The organism is Fictibacillus enclensis (genome assembly GCF_001457035.1).
In the GTDB taxonomy this organism is placed as follows: domain Bacteria; phylum Bacillota; class Bacilli; order Bacillales; family Fictibacillaceae; genus Fictibacillus_C; species Fictibacillus_C enclensis.
Window position 1 is genome coordinate 11,597 of sequence record NZ_KQ758620.1, and the last position, 17,319, is coordinate 28,915.

General features: G+C 45.8%; 13 protein-coding genes. 3 read left to right on the forward strand and 10 right to left on the reverse strand.

What is annotated here, in order from left to right:
- The first annotated feature begins 134 nt into the window (after positions 1-134).
- Together AS030_RS18070 and AS030_RS18075 are read left to right on the forward strand one after the other, a co-directional pair.
- Complete coding sequence (locus AS030_RS18070) at positions 135-4,595, forward strand: glutamate synthase-related protein (protein ID WP_061974258.1); 4,461 nt, start codon at positions 135-137, stop codon at positions 4,593-4,595.
- A 178-nt stretch (positions 4,596-4,773) separates the two neighbouring features.
- Entirely contained in the window at positions 4,774-5,850 is a 1,077-nt protein-coding gene (locus AS030_RS18075) for an FUSC family protein (RefSeq protein ID WP_061974260.1), read from the forward strand.
- Between the two features lie 44 nt (positions 5,851-5,894).
- Here AS030_RS18075 and AS030_RS18080 read toward each other — a convergent pair whose 3' ends face one another.
- The 8 genes from AS030_RS18080 to AS030_RS18115 form a co-directional block, all read right to left on the reverse strand.
- A complete protein-coding gene (locus AS030_RS18080; RefSeq protein ID WP_061974262.1) occupies positions 5,895-6,806 on the reverse strand; it encodes an ABC transporter permease in 912 nt (303 codons plus the stop codon).
- Positions 6,807-6,821: 15 nt separating this feature from the next.
- Complete coding sequence (locus tag AS030_RS18085) at positions 6,822-7,823, reverse strand: ABC transporter permease (protein WP_061974264.1); 1,002 nt, start codon at positions 7,821-7,823, stop codon at positions 6,822-6,824.
- A gap of 92 nt (positions 7,824-7,915) precedes the next feature.
- Positions 7,916-9,517 carry an ABC transporter substrate-binding protein gene (locus tag AS030_RS18090; RefSeq protein ID WP_061974266.1) on the reverse strand — a complete coding sequence of 534 codons (1,602 nt, stop codon included), beginning with the start codon at positions 9,515-9,517 and terminating at the stop codon, positions 7,916-7,918.
- Positions 9,518-9,572: 55 nt separating this feature from the next.
- Positions 9,573-10,541 carry an ABC transporter ATP-binding protein gene (locus tag AS030_RS18095; RefSeq protein WP_061974268.1) on the reverse strand — a complete coding sequence of 323 codons (969 nt, stop codon included), beginning with the start codon at positions 10,539-10,541 and terminating at the stop codon, positions 9,573-9,575.
- Positions 10,522-11,526 carry an ABC transporter ATP-binding protein gene (locus tag AS030_RS18100; protein WP_061974270.1) on the reverse strand — a complete coding sequence of 335 codons (1,005 nt, stop codon included), beginning with the start codon at positions 11,524-11,526 and terminating at the stop codon, positions 10,522-10,524. The genes AS030_RS18095 and AS030_RS18100 overlap by 20 nt, the downstream gene beginning before the upstream one ends.
- A 251-nt stretch (positions 11,527-11,777) precedes the next feature.
- Entirely contained in the window at positions 11,778-13,526 is a 1,749-nt protein-coding gene (locus AS030_RS18105) for an ABC transporter ATP-binding protein (RefSeq protein WP_061974272.1), read from the reverse strand.
- Between the two features lie 412 nt (positions 13,527-13,938).
- Entirely contained in the window at positions 13,939-14,466 is a 528-nt protein-coding gene (gene ntdP, locus AS030_RS18110) for a nucleoside tri-diphosphate phosphatase (RefSeq protein WP_061974274.1), read from the reverse strand.
- 369 nt (positions 14,467-14,835) lie between these two features.
- Positions 14,836-15,012 (reverse strand): gamma-type small acid-soluble spore protein, encoded by a 177-nt coding sequence (locus AS030_RS18115; RefSeq protein ID WP_090237575.1) that lies wholly within the window; start codon positions 15,010-15,012, stop codon positions 14,836-14,838.
- 188 nt (positions 15,013-15,200) lie between these two features.
- Here AS030_RS18115 and AS030_RS18120 point away from each other — a divergent pair, with 188 nt between their 5' ends.
- Positions 15,201-15,425: a hypothetical protein gene (locus AS030_RS18120; RefSeq protein WP_061974278.1), complete on the forward strand. Its 225-nt coding sequence runs from the start codon at positions 15,201-15,203 to the stop codon at positions 15,423-15,425.
- Between the two features lie 43 nt (positions 15,426-15,468).
- On the opposite strand, the gene AS030_RS18125 is transcribed toward AS030_RS18120, so the two are convergent.
- Both AS030_RS18125 and mutY read right to left on the reverse strand, forming a co-directional pair.
- Positions 15,469-16,230, reverse strand: a complete 762-nt coding sequence (locus AS030_RS18125; RefSeq protein ID WP_061974280.1) for an SDR family NAD(P)-dependent oxidoreductase — start codon at positions 16,228-16,230, stop codon at positions 15,469-15,471.
- Entirely contained in the window at positions 16,227-17,318 is a 1,092-nt protein-coding gene (mutY, locus tag AS030_RS18130) for an A/G-specific adenine glycosylase (RefSeq protein WP_061974282.1), read from the reverse strand. Before mutY ends, AS030_RS18125 begins: the two co-directional genes overlap by 4 nt.
- Position 17,319 lies beyond the last annotated feature (1 nt).

Here is a 17,319-nt window from a genome sequence, read left to right on the forward strand (position 1 = left end):
AAACAATGATACTATGATAAGAACGGAGAAAAAATAACTTCTCGAAAAATACATTGGCAAAGAGATAAAACCATATCTATCGATTTGGTTTTTTTATGTCTTATATTAAAACTTGGAGGTAAGGGGGCGATCGGATGGTTAAGTTATGGAGTCCTGCGCAATTTAAGGATTACAGGAAGCAAGAGTTTGATAGCTGTGGAATTGTTTCGGTCATAGAAAAGGAGAACATTCCTACAAAAAAGAACGTGGATGATGCCATTTCTGCATTGATCACAATGAACCACAGAGCAGGTTTTATCGAAAACGAAGGAGACGGCATCGGGATTAATATTGATATTCCAAAGACCCTTTGGAAAGAAAAGCTGACCCGGGCAGGTCTCCCTTATGCTGCCGTGGAATCGGACCAATTTACCGTCGGACATATTTTTATTGATAAAAATGCGGACAGTCTGTCAGAAATGACTCAAATCAAGAAGTTGTTTGGGACACATGGTTTTGAACTGCTGTTTGAAACCACATCTGTGACAAAGTCTGAAGCACTTGGTCCGATCGCCAGAGGTGAAGAGCCTGTATTCTGGCAGGTGGCCCTCCACCCGAAGAAAGTAATGGCGGACCTCGACTGTACGCTGTATAACCTGCTGACTGATATTGAAGTGTCACCTTCTGTTCATGTTGCGTCCTTAAGCAACCATCATGCAGTTTATAAAGTCATGGGATCTGGAGAGACCCTCCCTGCCTATTACCATGACCTGAACAATCCGCTGATTGCATCGACTGTTACACTCGGGCATAATCGCTATTCCACCAACACGCTTTCTACGTTTTTCAGGGTGCAGCCGTTCAGTGTACTTGGCCACAACGGAGAACTTAATACGATTGCCAAGCTACGGGAGGAAGCTGAAATTGTCGGTATTCCGGTCACCGTCGGCGGAAGTGATTCGCAGGATTTAAACCGGGTCATCGAAACATTGATCTTACGTGATGGATTTACCCTGTTTGAAGCGATGGATGTACTTTTTCCTCCTATCGTACATGAAATTAAATCTTATCCTCATCATCTTCAGGATCTCTATACCTACTTAAGGGAAGCATGGGGCCATTTTGCACAGGGACCTGCGGGTATTATTTCAAGATTTGGACGGGAAGCGGTATTCAGCGTAGATGCGCTTGGGCTTCGTCCGATTTGGCAGCTTGAAACGGGAACCTCCCTTTACTTCTCCTCCGAACAGGGCATTCTATCAAACAATGAATTTATGGCAGAGCCCAAGTGTTTCGCGCCCGGGGAAAAAGTAGGGTTAAAGCGCGAAGAGGACGGACGCCTGGTTTACTATGATCATAACGGTTACCAGGAAGCTGTCTTCTCTTCCATGAAAGAACGAATTAAGGTGGACGGCGCCCGCAAGCAACTGCACACTCAAGCCTTTGATACCGGTTATGTCCGTGCCCCGCTCAAGAAGCACAATGGCTGGTATTCCGCTTACGGATGGGACCGAGAACAAATCCATCAGCTCGAACAGATGGCGGAAAAAGGGGTTGAGCCAATCCAATCACTCGGGCACGACTCCCCATTGGCTGCCCTTCATCCGGAACGTCAAAACATTGCGGATTTTATTAAAGAAAGTGTGGCTGTTGTTACCAATCCGGCCATTGACAGAGACCGTGAAACAGAGCATTTTTCTACACGTACCGTTCTGGGGAAACGGCCTTCCCTTTTTGAAAAAGAAGAGTCACTTGGAACGGTCGAGCTGCTGACTCCCCTGCTGGTGGAAGGAAAGGACGGAAACGAGCTTTCTAAACAAAACCCCCACCCTTCATATGAGCAATTAAGCGCCTACTTTGAAGCAAGAAACGAAAAATATATTCTTCACACCATCATGAAAGACGAAGAAACAGTGGAAGAGGCCTTAAAGCGGCTTTGCACTGAAGCGGCAACTGCCATTAAGGACGGGGCGACCATCCTTATATTGGACGACAATCAGGCACACCGTATGCATTTATGGCTCGATCCCCACCTCGTATTATCGGCTGTGGATCAAAGCCTCAGAAAACAAATGCTGCGCCGCAGTGCATCCCTTATTTTAAGATCCGCCGCCATTCGGTCGCTTCACGACATTATCCTGGCGATCGGGCTCGGAGCGGATGCGGTCAGTCCTTATCTGCTCTTTGAAACCGTTACGGAGCCAGAGGATACCACTCCGGCAATCAAATTGTTTGAAGCATTGAACAAAGGACTGGAGAAAGTGATTTCCACTATCGGAATCCATGAATTGAGAGGCTATGACCGTCTCTTCTCCAGTATCGGGCTGAGCCAGGAAATTGCCGAAACACTGAACATCGTTAACTTTTTCGGTTCAGAAAACCTAAGCTATAATTTCTCGGCACTGAAAGAAGACAGTTTTGCCCGCATGGAAGTTTTCAAACAGGAAAATGCAAGACCTAGCAAAAGTTTCCGCCTCTTTCCGCGCGTTTGGAAATCCATCGGAGATATTGCAAGCGGAAAGGCTGACTACAGAAGCTATGCAGAGAAATTATCGGAACAAGAGTTGAAAAATCCGATCGCTCTTCGCCATCTGACCGATTTGATTCCGTCACAGACTCCTGTTGATCCTGCTCAAGTGGACATAGGCGTTAAAGACCACAGCCTTCCTTTTGTCATCAGCTCGATGTCATTTGGCTCGCAAAACGAAACCGCATTCAGAGCATATGCGGAAGCCGCAGATGTTCTGAATATGATCAGTCTGAACGGCGAGGGCGGAGAGATCAAGGATATGATTGGAAAATATCCAAAAACACGGGGACAGCAAATTGCTTCCGGACGTTTTGGCGTCAATATCGAATTGCTCAATTCTTCCAACCTGCTCGAAATTAAAATTGGCCAGGGAGCAAAACCAGGTGAAGGCGGTCATTTGCCTGGCTCCAAGGTGACAAATAAAATCGCCGAGGCACGGAATGCGACCATTGGATCGGATTTGATCTCCCCTTCCAACAACCATGATATTTACTCCATCGAAGATTTGGCGCAAATGATTACGGAATTGAAAACCGCGAACGATCAGGCAAAGGTATCGGTAAAAGTTCCGGTTGTTCCCAATATCGGCACCATCGCTGTCGGTATTGCCAAAGCAGGAGCTGATATTATTACGTTGAGCGGTTTTGACGGCGGTACGGGCGCAGCCAGAGTTCATGCACTGCAGCATGTTGGCTTGCCTGCTGAAATCGGTGTAAAAGCCGCCCATACGGCCTTGCTTGAATCAGGGCTTCGCCACAAGGTTGAGCTTTGGGCTGATGGAGGAATCCGCAGTGCCCTCGATGCAGTAAAAATGATGCTGCTTGGGGCGAACCGGATTGGTTTTGGTACACTGTCCATGGTAGCGATCGGATGTACGACCTGCCGGGGCTGTCACCTGGATACATGCCATGTGGGAATTGCCACTCAAATTGATTCCGAACAAAAAGCCATTGATCATGGTCTTCGCCGCTTTGTGCCAAGAAAGTTTGACCCGGCTGTTCAGGGACTTGTGCGACTGTTTAGTGCATTTGGAGAGGAATTGCGCTTGCTCACCGCCTCCCTTGGTTTTTCTTCGGCTCAGGAGCTCGTTGGAAAGTCCGATTTACTTGTTCAAGCCCGCGGCCAGGAACAGATCGACTTATCCACACTGCTTCAGACCTCGGTCGTGGAAGAAATGATCCCGGTGCCTCAAGCGGAGGAAAAATTGCTCGCAGCTGTCACAATGGCTGCAGGAGCAGAGTATCTGGATAATGACGTTGCCCAGCTCGCCCAGTCCAGAGAGTTTCAATTTGTTACCGCGGAGCAACGCGTGCTTGGCAGCCGTGTCTCCGGGTACAACGTTCGTTCAAAGCAAACCGGCAAAAAGCCTGACATTACGCTTAACTTTAAAAGCGGCTCCATTCCCGGAAACGGTCTTGGCGCCTACACGTCAAAAGGAATTAAAATCAAGGTAGAAGGCGGAGCACAGGACGGTCTGGCCAAGACTGCGTTTGGCGGATCGATTACCATTTTGAAGGCCAAAGGAAAAGACGGCAACTACTATAACGGTTCCGTCGGAAAAGGGGTTGCCTATGGCGCCCAAAAAGGGCTCTTCATGATCCAGGGAAATGCCGATGCCAGAGCGGGTATCCGCCTGTCCGGTGCAGACCTCATCATTGGCGGCAAGCTGACCGGTCCGGTTGTTACGGACCGCGGCAATGTCGGTATAAACGCGAATATCAAAGGATTCGCCTTCGAATATATGACCAATGGAAGAGGGCTTGTTCTTGGCGATCCGGGCCCATGGATCTGTGCCGGCATGACAGGCGGTGTGGTCTACCTCCGTCTCCAGCCAGAGCTGGGCCTTACGACAGAAGTACTGCAGTCCAGAATTGCAAAGGGCGCGAAGGTGTCCCTCGAGCCTATCGGATTTAAAGGCGCAGAAGACATCTCTGAACTGCTGACAAAGTACATGGCAGCTCTTGTGAAATCCGAACAGTTCGAAGAGGCGGCTGAAATCAAACACTTAATTGAACATCCGCTTGAGCATTTTGTTCAGGTGATCCCGGTTAAGGAACAAGCCGATCCGGATGTTTCTACTGAGTAAATAGACTATTAAAACCATCCAATATGGGGAATTATCCCCATGATGGATGGTTTTTTGCTGTTTATTGTGATTCGAGAATTTGTTACAAATGAATACTTGATTATTACGGGGAATCATTGTATAGTTGTCAGGATTATTAGTGATCTAATTTTAATTACAGAAGGGAACACCTTTTCAGATGAAACTTGGAGCCCGAATGATAAAAACGGGGTTGGCCATCACCATGGCCATTTATCTAGCCATGCTTTTTAATTTGAATACACCTGTTTTTGCTGCAATTGCAGCCACGTTTGCGATTCAGCCTTCAATATACCGATCCTTTCAAACCATTATTGAACAGATCCAGGGCAATATCATCGGTGCATTCTTCGCCATTGTCGGAGTGCTCCTGCTCGGAAACAGTCCGTTTGTCATCGGATTTGTCGTAGTTATCGTTATCGCCGTTAACTTGAAAATCAATGTGGAGAAGACCATCCCCCTTGCCATCGTGACGGTGATTGTCATTATGGAAAGCCAGACGCCAAACTTTTTCTCGTTTGCCCTTGGACGGTTTTTGCTCATTATGCTGGGCGTCGTATCCGCTTTTCTCGTAAACTTAATTTTTATGCCCCCAAAGCATGAAACAAAGCTGTATTTCAGCATTTCGAATTTAACTGATGACATTATTAAATGGATGCGCATGATTAACCGTCATGCCTCTGACTACTCGGCCATTAAAGATGACATTGGGACAATGAAGGAAAACAGCATCAAGATGGATCAGCTCTATCTTTTATACAAAGAGGACCGCACTTATCTTAAAAACAATCAGTTTACCAAAGGCCGGAAGCTTGTACTCTACCGGCAGATGATCCATACAACCAAGAAACTGCTTGAACTGCTGCGAAACCTGCACCGTCATGAAAATGAATTGCTATGCATGCCCGAAGAGCTGCGGGAGCTGATCACCGAACAAGTGGAACGCCTGACCAGTTATCATGAACAGGTTCTGCTGAAATATACAGGCAAAATCAGGTCCCAGCATTCAACAGGGATGCTTGATGAGCTTTATGAGAATAAGAGCTCGTTAATGAAGTCCTTCATGAACTATTATAACGAAGTTGAAAATGATCAATGGATGCAATGGTTTCCCGTATTTGCGCTGATTATTGATTACAGTGACCAGTTGGAGCATTTGAACCGCCTGGTTGAAAGCTTTAAGAATCATCATACTGATGATAATGAACTGACGATAAAAGAAGAGAACATCAATTAAAACCATAAAAAAACTCCTGACAAACGTCAGGAGTTTTTTGCACTTTAGCTCTTCATTCTAGGATCGAGTGCATCCCGGAGGCCGTCCCCCATCAGGTTAAAGCCCAAAACGGTCAGCATGATGGCGAGGCCCGGAAAGATAACGGTCCAAGGAGCCTGAATAATGAAATCCCTTGAATCCGCCAGCATTTTCCCCCATTCCGGAGTTGGAGGCTGGGCTCCAAGACCCAAAAAACCGAGAGCTGCGGCTTCAATTATAGCTGTCGCGATGGCCAGTGTCCCTTGAACGATGATCGGTGCCATACTGTTGGGAAGTACATGGTGAATCAGGATTCTGGAATCCTTCATGCCGATCGCCTTTGCCGCTGTAATGTATTCTTCTTCCTTAACACTCAGCACGCGTGAACGAACAAGTCTTCCGAATATCGGAACGTTAATGATGGCAATGGCAATCAATGCGTTTCTCAGGGATGGCCCAAGAACGGATACAACAGCGATGGCCAAAAGAATGCTCGGAAATGCAAGCAGAATATCAAAAATTCGGGAGATAATTCCATCCACGATTTTGCCGTAATAGCCCGCGACAATTCCCAGGGCCGAGCCGACAATAACAGATCCGGCTACGGAAACAAATCCTACCCAGAGGGAAATTCTTGCTCCGTAGAGTACCCTGCTGAAAATATCCCTGCCAAACTCATCCGTACCGAACCAATGCTCGCCTGAAGGCGCAAGATGCTTGTCCGCCAGTTTTTGGTCCGAAAAGCTGTATGGTGCCAACAACGGAGCGAAGATCGCGATCAAGATGAAAAAAACAACGATTCCCAATCCAACCATTGCAAGTTTATTCTTTTTAAAGGAGCGCCACGCATCTTTCCAGGGCGAGATCACTTTGTCATCGCTTTGCTCCATCACCGGCGGGTTGTTTAACGGTGGTGTGCTCTGTGCCAATTCTGCCATACTAAACTCCCCCTATCAGTACTTAATGCGCGGATCAATGGCCGCATACAGTATATCCACGAACAGATTTATAAGAACAAACAATGTCGCCACTACAAGTATCCCGGACTGGATCACAGGATAGTCACGTGACTGGATGGCATCGTATATATAAGTTCCGATTCCCGGCCATCCAAAGATGGTTTCCGTCAGAATGGCACCTCCAAGAAGAAGCCCCGTCTGCAGACCGATGACAGTAACAACCGGAATCATCGCATTTTTCAAGGAGTGCTTGTACACCACCCAGAACATTTTCAATCCTTTTGCCCGTGCTGTACGGATGTAATCAGATCTCATGACTTCAAGCATGCTGGAGCGGGTCATCCTTGCAATGATCGCCATCGGAATGGTACCAAGGGCAATACCAGGCAGGATTAAGTGCTTCACCACTTCAATGAACTGGTCAAACCTTCCCTCTATCAGCGTATCGATCAAGTACAAATGCGTGATGGCTTCCACGGGCATCCGTATATTGTCCCGTCCTGTTGTCGGAAGCAAGTCCCATTTAATAGATACAAAATATTGCTCCATTAAACCGAGCCAGAAAATGGGCATGGAAACCCCAATAAGTGCAATCAGCATAACCCCATAGTCAAACCATGAGTTTTGAAACCAGGCGGAAATAATGCCCGCATTCACACCGACAATGACAGCAATTAAAATCGCTACAAGCGACAGTTCGATGGTTGCTGCTAAATACGGCCAGATTTCATCGCTGATCGGAGATCTTGTTTTTAATGACATCCCCAGATCGCCCTGGAACAGTCCGCCTAAGTAATGAACGAATTGCGTATACCAAGGCTGATCGAGGCCCAATTGTTTTGTCAGTGTTTCAATCGCGTCTTTTGACGCTTGCTGGCCCAGGATCAATTGCGCAGGATTACCAGGGATCGCGCGAATCATCATAAATACAATGAACGTCATGCCAAGAAGTACGGGTATCAGCAAACCAACCCTTCTGATTGTATAAGAAAACATGTCCACACCTCATTTACGCATAGTTGTGTTACATCCTGATGTTTTTCTCCAAAACAAAAGGGGAGCATGCAAGATACTCCCCCGTTTTTTCATTACTTCGACATGGAAACATCAACAAATGATTGAGAGCCTTTAGGATGCGGGTAGAAACCTTTAATCGTGCTCACACCAGCAAGCTGTGGCTTAGCATGTACAAGAGGAACCCATGGTGCATCTTCGTGAATGATTTCCTGTGCTTTTTTGTATAGCTCTTCACGTTTTGCTTCATCAGCTGTGGATTGTGCTTCAATCAACAGTTTGTGAACCGGTTCGCTCTTATAGCGGGAATAGTTATTGGAATCGATCGTATCTTTATCAAGAAGCGTATACAAGAAGTTATCCGCATCTCCGTTATCCCCTGTCCAACCGATCAAGAAAGCAGGTGCTTCGCCTTTACGCAGTTTCTCAAGGTACGTACCCCACTCAAACGTTACAATGTTTGCTTTGATTCCAACTTTTGCAAGGTTTGCCTGGATGGCTTCAGCAATTTTTTGTCCGTTTGGCATATAAGGACGTGATACCGGCATTGCCCAAAGATCCATCTTAAAACCGTTTGGATATCCTGCTTTTTTCAGAAGCTCTTTTGCTTTTGCTTCATCATAAGCATAGTCTTTTACATCCTTATTTTGTCCGGCAATGGAAGATGGAAGCGGCGTTATTGCAGGTTCAGCTGTTCCATTGTAGAAGTTTTTGATCAAATCATCTTTGTTTACAAGATGGCTGATCGCCTGGCGTACTTCTTTTTTGTTGAATGGTGCTTTTTCCGTATTGAAACCGAAGTAAGCAACGTTCATGGAAGGACGCTCAAAAATTTGGAGATTTTTATCCGATTTGATTTTATCAATGTCACTTGGGTTTACTCCGTCGATCAAGTCCACTTCGCCCTTGGTTAACGCATTGAGGCGGGCAGAGTTGTCTTTAATGACTTTAAACGTAACACCGTCAAGCTTAGGAAGTCCTTTTTTCCAGTACTTATCGTTTTTAACCACAGAAATCGTGTCTCCACGCTTCCACTCTTTAAACTTGAAAGGTCCTGTTCCTACAGGATGCTCTCCGTATTTATCGCCATATTTGTCAATCGCAGCAGGGCTTGAAATCGCAAACGGGCTCATCGCAAGGTTTTTAAGGAATGGCGCTTGCGGGCGTTTCAGCGTAAATTCAACTGTAGAATCATCAAGTGCTTTTACTTCTTTAATCACCTGGCCAGGATCGTTCTTGAATCCTCCAAACATGGAAGCATAGTAAGGGAATTTGGCAGCGTCGCCATTCACCCAGCGCTCGAAGTTTTTCACAACAGCATCTGCATTAAAATCGGTGCCATCCTGGAATTTAACTCCTTTTTCAAGTTTGAACGTGTATTTAAGGCCGTCTTTGGAAATATCCCAGCTCTTTGCCAACTCAGGCACAACATCTGTATTTTCTTTTTTATAGCCTGTCAATGTTTCAAATACTTGCTCTGTAACGATAAAAGATTCACCGTCTGTTTCATGAGCCGGGTCCAGTCCAACCGCATCGCCGCCTCGTCCATAAATCATGACGCCGCCGCCTTTTTCTTTTCCATCGCTGCTGGCGCCTTCACTTGAAGACTTACAGCCGGCGAGCCCCAGTGAGAGAACCAAGAGTAACACCAAAACTGTTAATGAACTTTTCTTCATGTTCTTTCCCCCATTTTCATATAGTTTTTTTGCCTCTATTTATGTGTACGAGCTGTCATTCATAAAGATGACAAGCTACGTAATGGCCTTTATCCACTTCCTTAAATTCGGGCCGTCTGGCAGAACACACATCCATTGCCTGTGGGCAGCGGGTATGAAATGCACAGCCTTTTGGCGGATTGGAGGGACTTGGTACATCCCCTTTAAGTATGATGCGTTCCTTCTTGATTTCTACGTCCGGAATAGGCACCGCCGATAGCAAAGCCTGGGTATAAGGGTGAAGTGGATTATCATAAAGCGGTTCACTGTCTGACAGCTCCACTATCCTGCCGAGATACATGACCCCCACCCTGTCGCTGATATGTCTGACCACACCCAGATCGTGGGCAATAAACAAGTAGGTTAAACCAAAATCCTTTTGAAGATCCTGCAAAAGGTTGAGCACCTGAGATTGGATGGAAACATCCAATGCAGATACAGGCTCATCGGCAATAATCAGTTTGGGGTTTACAGCCAGTGCGCGTGCAATCCCGATCCGCTGGCGCTGTCCGCCGCTGAACTGGTGGGGATAGCGATTGGCATGGTAGCTGTTCAGTCCAACAACCTCCAGAAGCTCCTTCACCCGTTTCTTTCGTTCCTTTGCATCTTTCACACCGTGGACGAGCAGCGGCTCCTCCAAAATTTTCTCAACGGTATGTCTCGGATTGAGTGAAGCAAAGGGGTCTTGAAACACCATTTGCATTTCTCTTCGCATTTTGCGCATTTCATTTGAAGACAGGCCGAGAACATCTTTTCCTTCAAAAAAAACATTTCCTTCACTTGGTTCCAGAAGCCTCAGCAGCATGCGTCCTGTCGTCGACTTGCCGCAGCCGCTCTCCCCTACAAGGCCCAGTGTTTCCCCTTTTTGGATGGTAAAAGATATTCCGTCTACAGCCTTTACTTCACCAATGGTCTTTCCAAGAAGACCGCCTTTTATCGGAAAATGTTTCTTAAGATTTTCAACTTTAACTAATGGTTCGGTCAACGATGTCTACCCCTTTCTCATCCTCGTACAGCCAGCATCGGACCCTTTGGTTGCCTCCAAGGCTTTCCAGCGCAGGCGTTTCGCTGATACAGCGGTCAAACGCATGGGCGCACCGGGGCGCAAATTGGCATCCCGTTTTTACCGAGCCGGGCTTTGGTACGTTTCCTGGAATGGAGTATAGTCTCTCTTTTTTATCCCTCATATCCGGAACAGACTGAATTAGTCCTACTGTATAAGGATGCTTAGGAGATGTAAAGATGGTTTTGACATCTGCCTCTTCCACCACTTTACCTGCATACATAACAACCACACGCTGGCACATTTCTGCCACCACACCAAGGTCATGCGTGATCATCATGATGGCTGTATCTGTCTCTTCATTGAGTTTTTTCATCAGCTCAAGAATCTGTGCCTGAATCGTTACATCAAGAGCCGTCGTCGGCTCGTCTGCAATCAGCAGTTTCGGAGCACAGATCATGGCCATGGCAATCATTACCCGCTGGCGCATTCCTCCAGATAATTGATGCGGAAAATCTTTCATTAATTCTTCCGCACGTGGAAGACCAACCATTTTCAGCATATCAACGGCATGTGCCTGAGCTTTTTTCTTTGGCCATTTTTTATGTATTTGCAAAGCTTCGATCAGCTGGCTGCCGATGGTGAAAACCGGATTTAAACTTGTCATCGGCTCCTGAAAAATCATGGCGATTTCATTTCCGCGGATTTGTCGCATTCTCTTTTCCGATGCTGAAACAAGATTCTCCCCATTAAACAGAATATCTCCCTCTACTTTTCCCGCGGGTGAAGGCACAAGTCCCATAACAGATAAAGAGGTAACACTCTTGCCGCATCCCGATTCTCCGACGATTCCGAGCACTTCTCCGGAATTCACCTGAAAATCAATGGAATTAACAACAGAAATTTCACCATCATCTGTCATAAAGGAGGTCCTTAATCCTTTAACTTCCAAGACAGGACTGCTCACTAACCCAACCCCTTTCTATGATGCTTTTTTCTTTCTGCGTGAACATTTAGTAGGACACTCTACTTCGAATTATGACACTAGTCTGATAATTTGACAATATGAAAATTTTTAAAAGTTTAAAAGAAATAACAATTTTTTGTTAAATGCGGGTCTTTTTTAATAAAAAAAAGAGGCGGTGCACATGGTGTACACCGCCCTTTTCCTTAGTTTTCTGTTTCACACATCACAACTTTATTCCTAGACTTACCCATTTAATCTCCAAGCTGCTGAACCGTAAACAGATTATAATAAACTCCTTGTCGAGCCATAAGTTCCTGATGGGTTCCGCTTTCTGCAATTTCGCCATTATTCACCACTACAATACGGTCGGCATGAGTAATCGTCGCCAATCGATGGGCGACAATAAACGTCGTCCGTTCCTTTGCAAGCTTGTCGAGCGATTCCTGGATCAAGTGTTCACTCTCCAAATCGAGAGCGGATGTTGCCTCGTCAAGAATCAAAATCGGGGGATTCTTAAGAAAAACCCTGGCAATAGCGAGCCGCTGCTTTTGGCCGCCGGAAAGTTTGACACCCCTCTCTCCGATTTTTGTGTCATATCCTTCCGGGAGGCTCTTGATAAAGTCATGGGCGTTGGCTGCTTTTGCCGCAGATATCACTGCCTCATCAGACGCATCAGGATTTCCCATGAGAATATTGGCTTTTACAGACTCACTGAATAAAATGTTATCCTGCAGAACCATGCCGATTTTATCCCTCAGCGAACGTACCTTAAAGTTGCGGATGTCTTCCCCGTCCAGTTGAATGCTGCCTTCGGAAACATCATAGAACCTTGGAATCAGACTGACGAGGGATGATTTTCCGCCGCCGCTCATTCCCACAAGGGCGATCGTCTGACCAGGTTCCACTTCCAGATTGATTCCTTTTAATACATAAGGTTCACTCTCATTGTAACGGAAGTACACGTTATCAAATGAAAGCTGCCCTTTTACTCCGTTCAGTTTTCTGGCTTTTGGCTGGTCATAGATATCATATTCTTCATCCATAAATTCAAAGACCCTGTCCATGGAAGCCAGGGACTGTGTCAGCGTGGTGGATGAATTCACCAGTCTTCGTAGAGGATTGTACAGCCTGTCCATATAGCCTGCAAAAGCCACCACTTCCCCGATGGAGATATGCCCTCCGATGGCCCGGTAGGCCGCAAAGCCAATAACAAGCAACGGAGCAATATCTGTAATGGTGTTCACCACAGCAAACGTTTTGGCATTCCATGTCGTTTGATCCATCGCTTTGTTTAGAAAATGGGAATTTCTTTTATTAAATTGAACCTGTTCATAGTCTTCAAGAGCGAAACTCCGGATCACGGACATTCCCTGCACCCTCTCGTGCAAATGCCCCTGAACTTCGGCAAGCGCCTGCGATCTCTGTTTGGTCAGTCCGCGCAGCCTTGTATAAAAGTATTTAACCGATAGGCCATAGAACGGCAGCATGGCCAGTGCCACTACCGTCAGCCAGCCGTCCATGGTGGCCATAATCACGATGGCAATCACAATCGTAAACATGTCCAGCCAGACATTCATTAACCCGGTAATGACAAAATCTTTGGTCTGCTCCACATCATTAATGACCCTGGAGATGATTTCTCCCGATTTATTATTGGAGTAAAAACGCAAGGAGAGCCGCTGAATATGCTGATACAGCTTGTCTCTTATATCGTATAAAACTTTACTGCCTACCCATTGGGCGTAATACTGTCTGTAATATTCAATCGGCGGCCGCAGCACACCAAAAATAAAGAATGCTCCTCCCATCAACCAGAACAGTTTGACCATTTTTTCACTGGTCGATAATCCTTCCCCGCCAATAATCGTGTCCACCACATATTTTAAGATGAGCGGAATAAGGAGCGGAATCCCAAATTTCAAAATCCCGATCACAATCGTCCATCCGATCTGTTTTTTATAAGGTTTAACAAAACCCAAATACCGTTTGATACTGTCCAAAACATCACACCCTAATTTGAAATGCTGAAGCGACCGTTTAAAAGCGAAGGTGTTGGAACTCTCGAACATAAATACGCTTTTTGTATTTTGTGAGAGAGTGAAACAACCAAGCTTTTGGTCGCTGAAGCTGGATCAAGAAATGCTGAAGCGGCCGTTTAAAAGCGAAGGCGTTGGAACTCTCGAACATAAATACGCTTTTTGTATTTTGTGAGAGAGTGAAACGACCAAGCTTTTGGTCGCTGAAGCTGGATCAAGAAATGCTGAAGCGGCCGTTTAACACGCTTTCATACCAAAATAACGCCTGAGGAAAGATCCCGTCCGGATCCAGCCAAGGCGTCCATCGCAAACATCTATAGTATACATCCTTATGGGCAGAAAAACCTGTTGAATGCTTGATTCAACAGGTTTTTTCTTATCTGAATTCCAAATACCGCTCGTACCATTGCTCTATAAAGCCAGGTTCAAACGGGCCCTTTCTCTGATTGATCATGGAAATTAAATCATTTAGGTTCTTTTGGATAATGTAATCAAGCTCTGGCGGGTATTTCATGATCTGTCGGTGCAGGCTGTATTCATCTTCATCGAGCAGTATATAGGACATATCAGGAAAAACTTTTATATCCAGATCATAATCAATATATTTTAGCGCCTCATTATCCCAAATATACGGTGTCCCCAGGTTGCAATAGTAGTAAAAACCATCCTGCCGGATCATGCCGATTACATTAAACCACTGTTTAGCGTTAAAGTAGCAGATTGCCGGTTCTCGTGTCCGCCACTGCCTGCCATCTGATTCTGTTACCAGAATACGGTCATTTCCCGCAATAACAACTGACGAGCTTCCTTTCAGGATAACCGTATCTTCCCAGGTTCGATGGAGGGATCCATTATGTTTGTAGCTCTGAATATCAATAATACTTCCGGGTGTGGGAAAACTCATATGCCTCTCCTTTCCTTCGCGATTCCGGAAGCCAATGGTTTACCAGTTATGGGGTTACTCCTTTCCGTTTAAAATAATACATATAGGTAATTCACCAGCTTCGTTGCAAAATACGTTCATTGTGTCGTCTCATCACTATTCTAGCCCTGCCCGGCGTTCATCATCCCCAAGATCAGTTACTTTACGTTATTTTCTCTTCTATAGTATATCGTTTTAAGAATAGTTTGGAAATGATAGTTACCCTGTTTATTGAAAAAAAGCTCGCCCATTTTTTCATTGCCTAGTTCTTTTCCCCCTGTATGTAGTCAAAAAACCCAAGAAAACCAAAAATGCCCCCTGCGTATAGCAGGGAGCATTAATGGATAGAGGTTACTGTTGGTTACCTTGGCCTTTGCGTTGTTGAGATTGAGCGTTTTGCTGACGAACCTGTTGAGCGTCAGTTTCGCTTCCAAACTCAGCACCGTATTGACCTTGGCCAGCTTGAGACTGTTGGTTTTGACGTCTAACTTGCTGTGCGTTTGTTTTTGACTGTTTGTCCATGTGTATCACCTCCACGAAAATTAATTTAACCCTCATCAAATGTTTTTATGTGAGCAAAAAAATTTTTTTTGATGAATATTTTCCGTGGTTGCGGCATCCCCAGACCGGGTATAGGATTGCAAACGGGATGAAAAACTAAAAAAGCTTTTTAGCGTGGTGCGTATGCACCAAAACTGGCACTGGGAGGTAACATCATGTATGTAGGAAGAGACATGAGCGAGCTGGATATGATGGATAAAAAGGAATGGAAGGACAGTGAACTGGCACACTTTCACCAGTCTTTCCAGCAGATTACACCTTATTTAAATGAAGAAGGTGTGACCATACATCGAGAAATCATCAAGGAAATTGAAGCCAGGGGCGGTCTGAAAAGCGATGAAGCGAGTTATGAGAGAGGCACTACCCCCAAAGTGGATTAAAACACACAAAAGGTGATCCTGAACGTTCAGGATCACCTTTCATTTAAAAATTACTGTACGATTGCCCGCCGTCAACGTTCAACGTGGCACCAACCACCCAAGAAGCCCGGTCAGATGCCAAAAATACAACCGTGTTGGCAATTTCCTCTACCGTTCCAAATCGCTGGGCTGGAATGTTTTGCTGAATATACTGGTTGATTTTCTCCGGAGTTTCTTTCAGCCGGCGCTGCCAGTTACCCGTTGGATGCAATACAGAACCCGGCGCAATTCCCGCAACCCTCACGCCCTGGGATATCATTTCATCTGCAAAGGACTTTGTAAACGAGATGAGAGCAGCTTTGCTGGCATTGTAGGTTGGCTTTCCACCCGACTCTCGGCCGAAGATGGAAGAAAGGTTAAGAATTGTGCCCTTTTCATGCTTTACCATTTTTTCCGCTGCCAGCTTGCTCATCCCAACCGCGGACAAATAATTCAAATGCACCGATTCTTCAAATTGGTCCATTGTGGTTTCCATTACAGCCGATCCATTGCTTCCTCCCGCATTATTAACAAGGATATCGATGCCTCCAAAATGCGAGATGAATTCCTGAAGAATGCGTTCCCGGTCTTCAGGTGACGTCACATCCCCCTTCATGGTAAAAAGGGCTTGGCCCAATTCTTCCTTCGCTTCTGTCAGCGTCTCCTCCTGTCGTCCGCAAATGCCGACAAATGCTCCTTCTTCAAGGAACAGCTTGGCAATTCCCTTTCCAATGCCCTTGGAACCTCCGGTAATTAATACTCTTTTCTGATCAAGACCTAAATTCATAAGACTGCCACCTCTTTCGCCAATTTTATAATTTTTTGATGTGAGACCGGAAAAGGATAAGCTTCCATTTCCTCAAAGGTTACCCACTTGAGGTCATCCTTGTCTCCAATTTCATAGATGCATCGCCCTTCGAATAATTGAATATCCCACTTCAGATGGGAAAATACGTGGTCAAGGTTACTGATATGGTCTCCGATTTCTGCTGATATTCCCCATTCGGCTTCGAGAAAAACTTTAAGATCTTCAATTTCACTTTGCCCTCTTTTTTTGACCGGAACATTCGGAAATTCCCACAAATTAGCGAGCAGGCCCTCCTTGGGCCGTTTGTGAATGAGATATTTCCCATCTTCTCTCCACAAAATAAGAGCAGCTATATCCACATGACGAACTTTTGTTTTCTTCTCCTTTACAGGAAGTTCCCGCTGCCTTCCCTGTTCAAAGGCACGGCAGTGCTCATGAACAGGGCAAGTCAGGCAAGCCGGAGATTTTGGTGTGCAGATCAGTGCTCCAAGCTCCATCAGTGCCTGATTGAATGAGGAAGGATCTTCCTTTGAAATAAGCTCGCGAACCGCCTTTTCAAATAAAGTCCGCGATTTCGCCTTTCCAATATCTTCTTCAATGAGCAGAATCCGTGACAGTACACGCATAACATTGCCATCCACCGCGGGTTCCGGGACGCCATAGGCAATGCTCAGTATCGCTCCAGCGGTATAGGGCCCGACACCTTTTAGCTTGGATATTTCCTCCGGTGTATCGGGGACTCTTCCTCCATATTGCTCGGCAACCTCTTTTACTGCGGTTTGCAAATTGCGAACGCGGGAATAATAACCTAAACCCTCCCATGCCTTCAACACCTTCTCTTCATCTGCTTCGGCAAGCGCTTCGAGCGTTGGGAAAAGGCTAAGGAACCGATTGAAGTAGGGAATAACCGTGTCCACACGGGTTTGTTGAAGCATGATTTCCGAGACCCATACTTTATAGGGATCCTGATCTGCTCTCCATGGCAGATCACGCTGGTTCATTTTGTACCAGTCCACCAGGTCTCGCTGAAAATTTAAAATCGAAAAATCGTCAGTATAAGAATTCAAA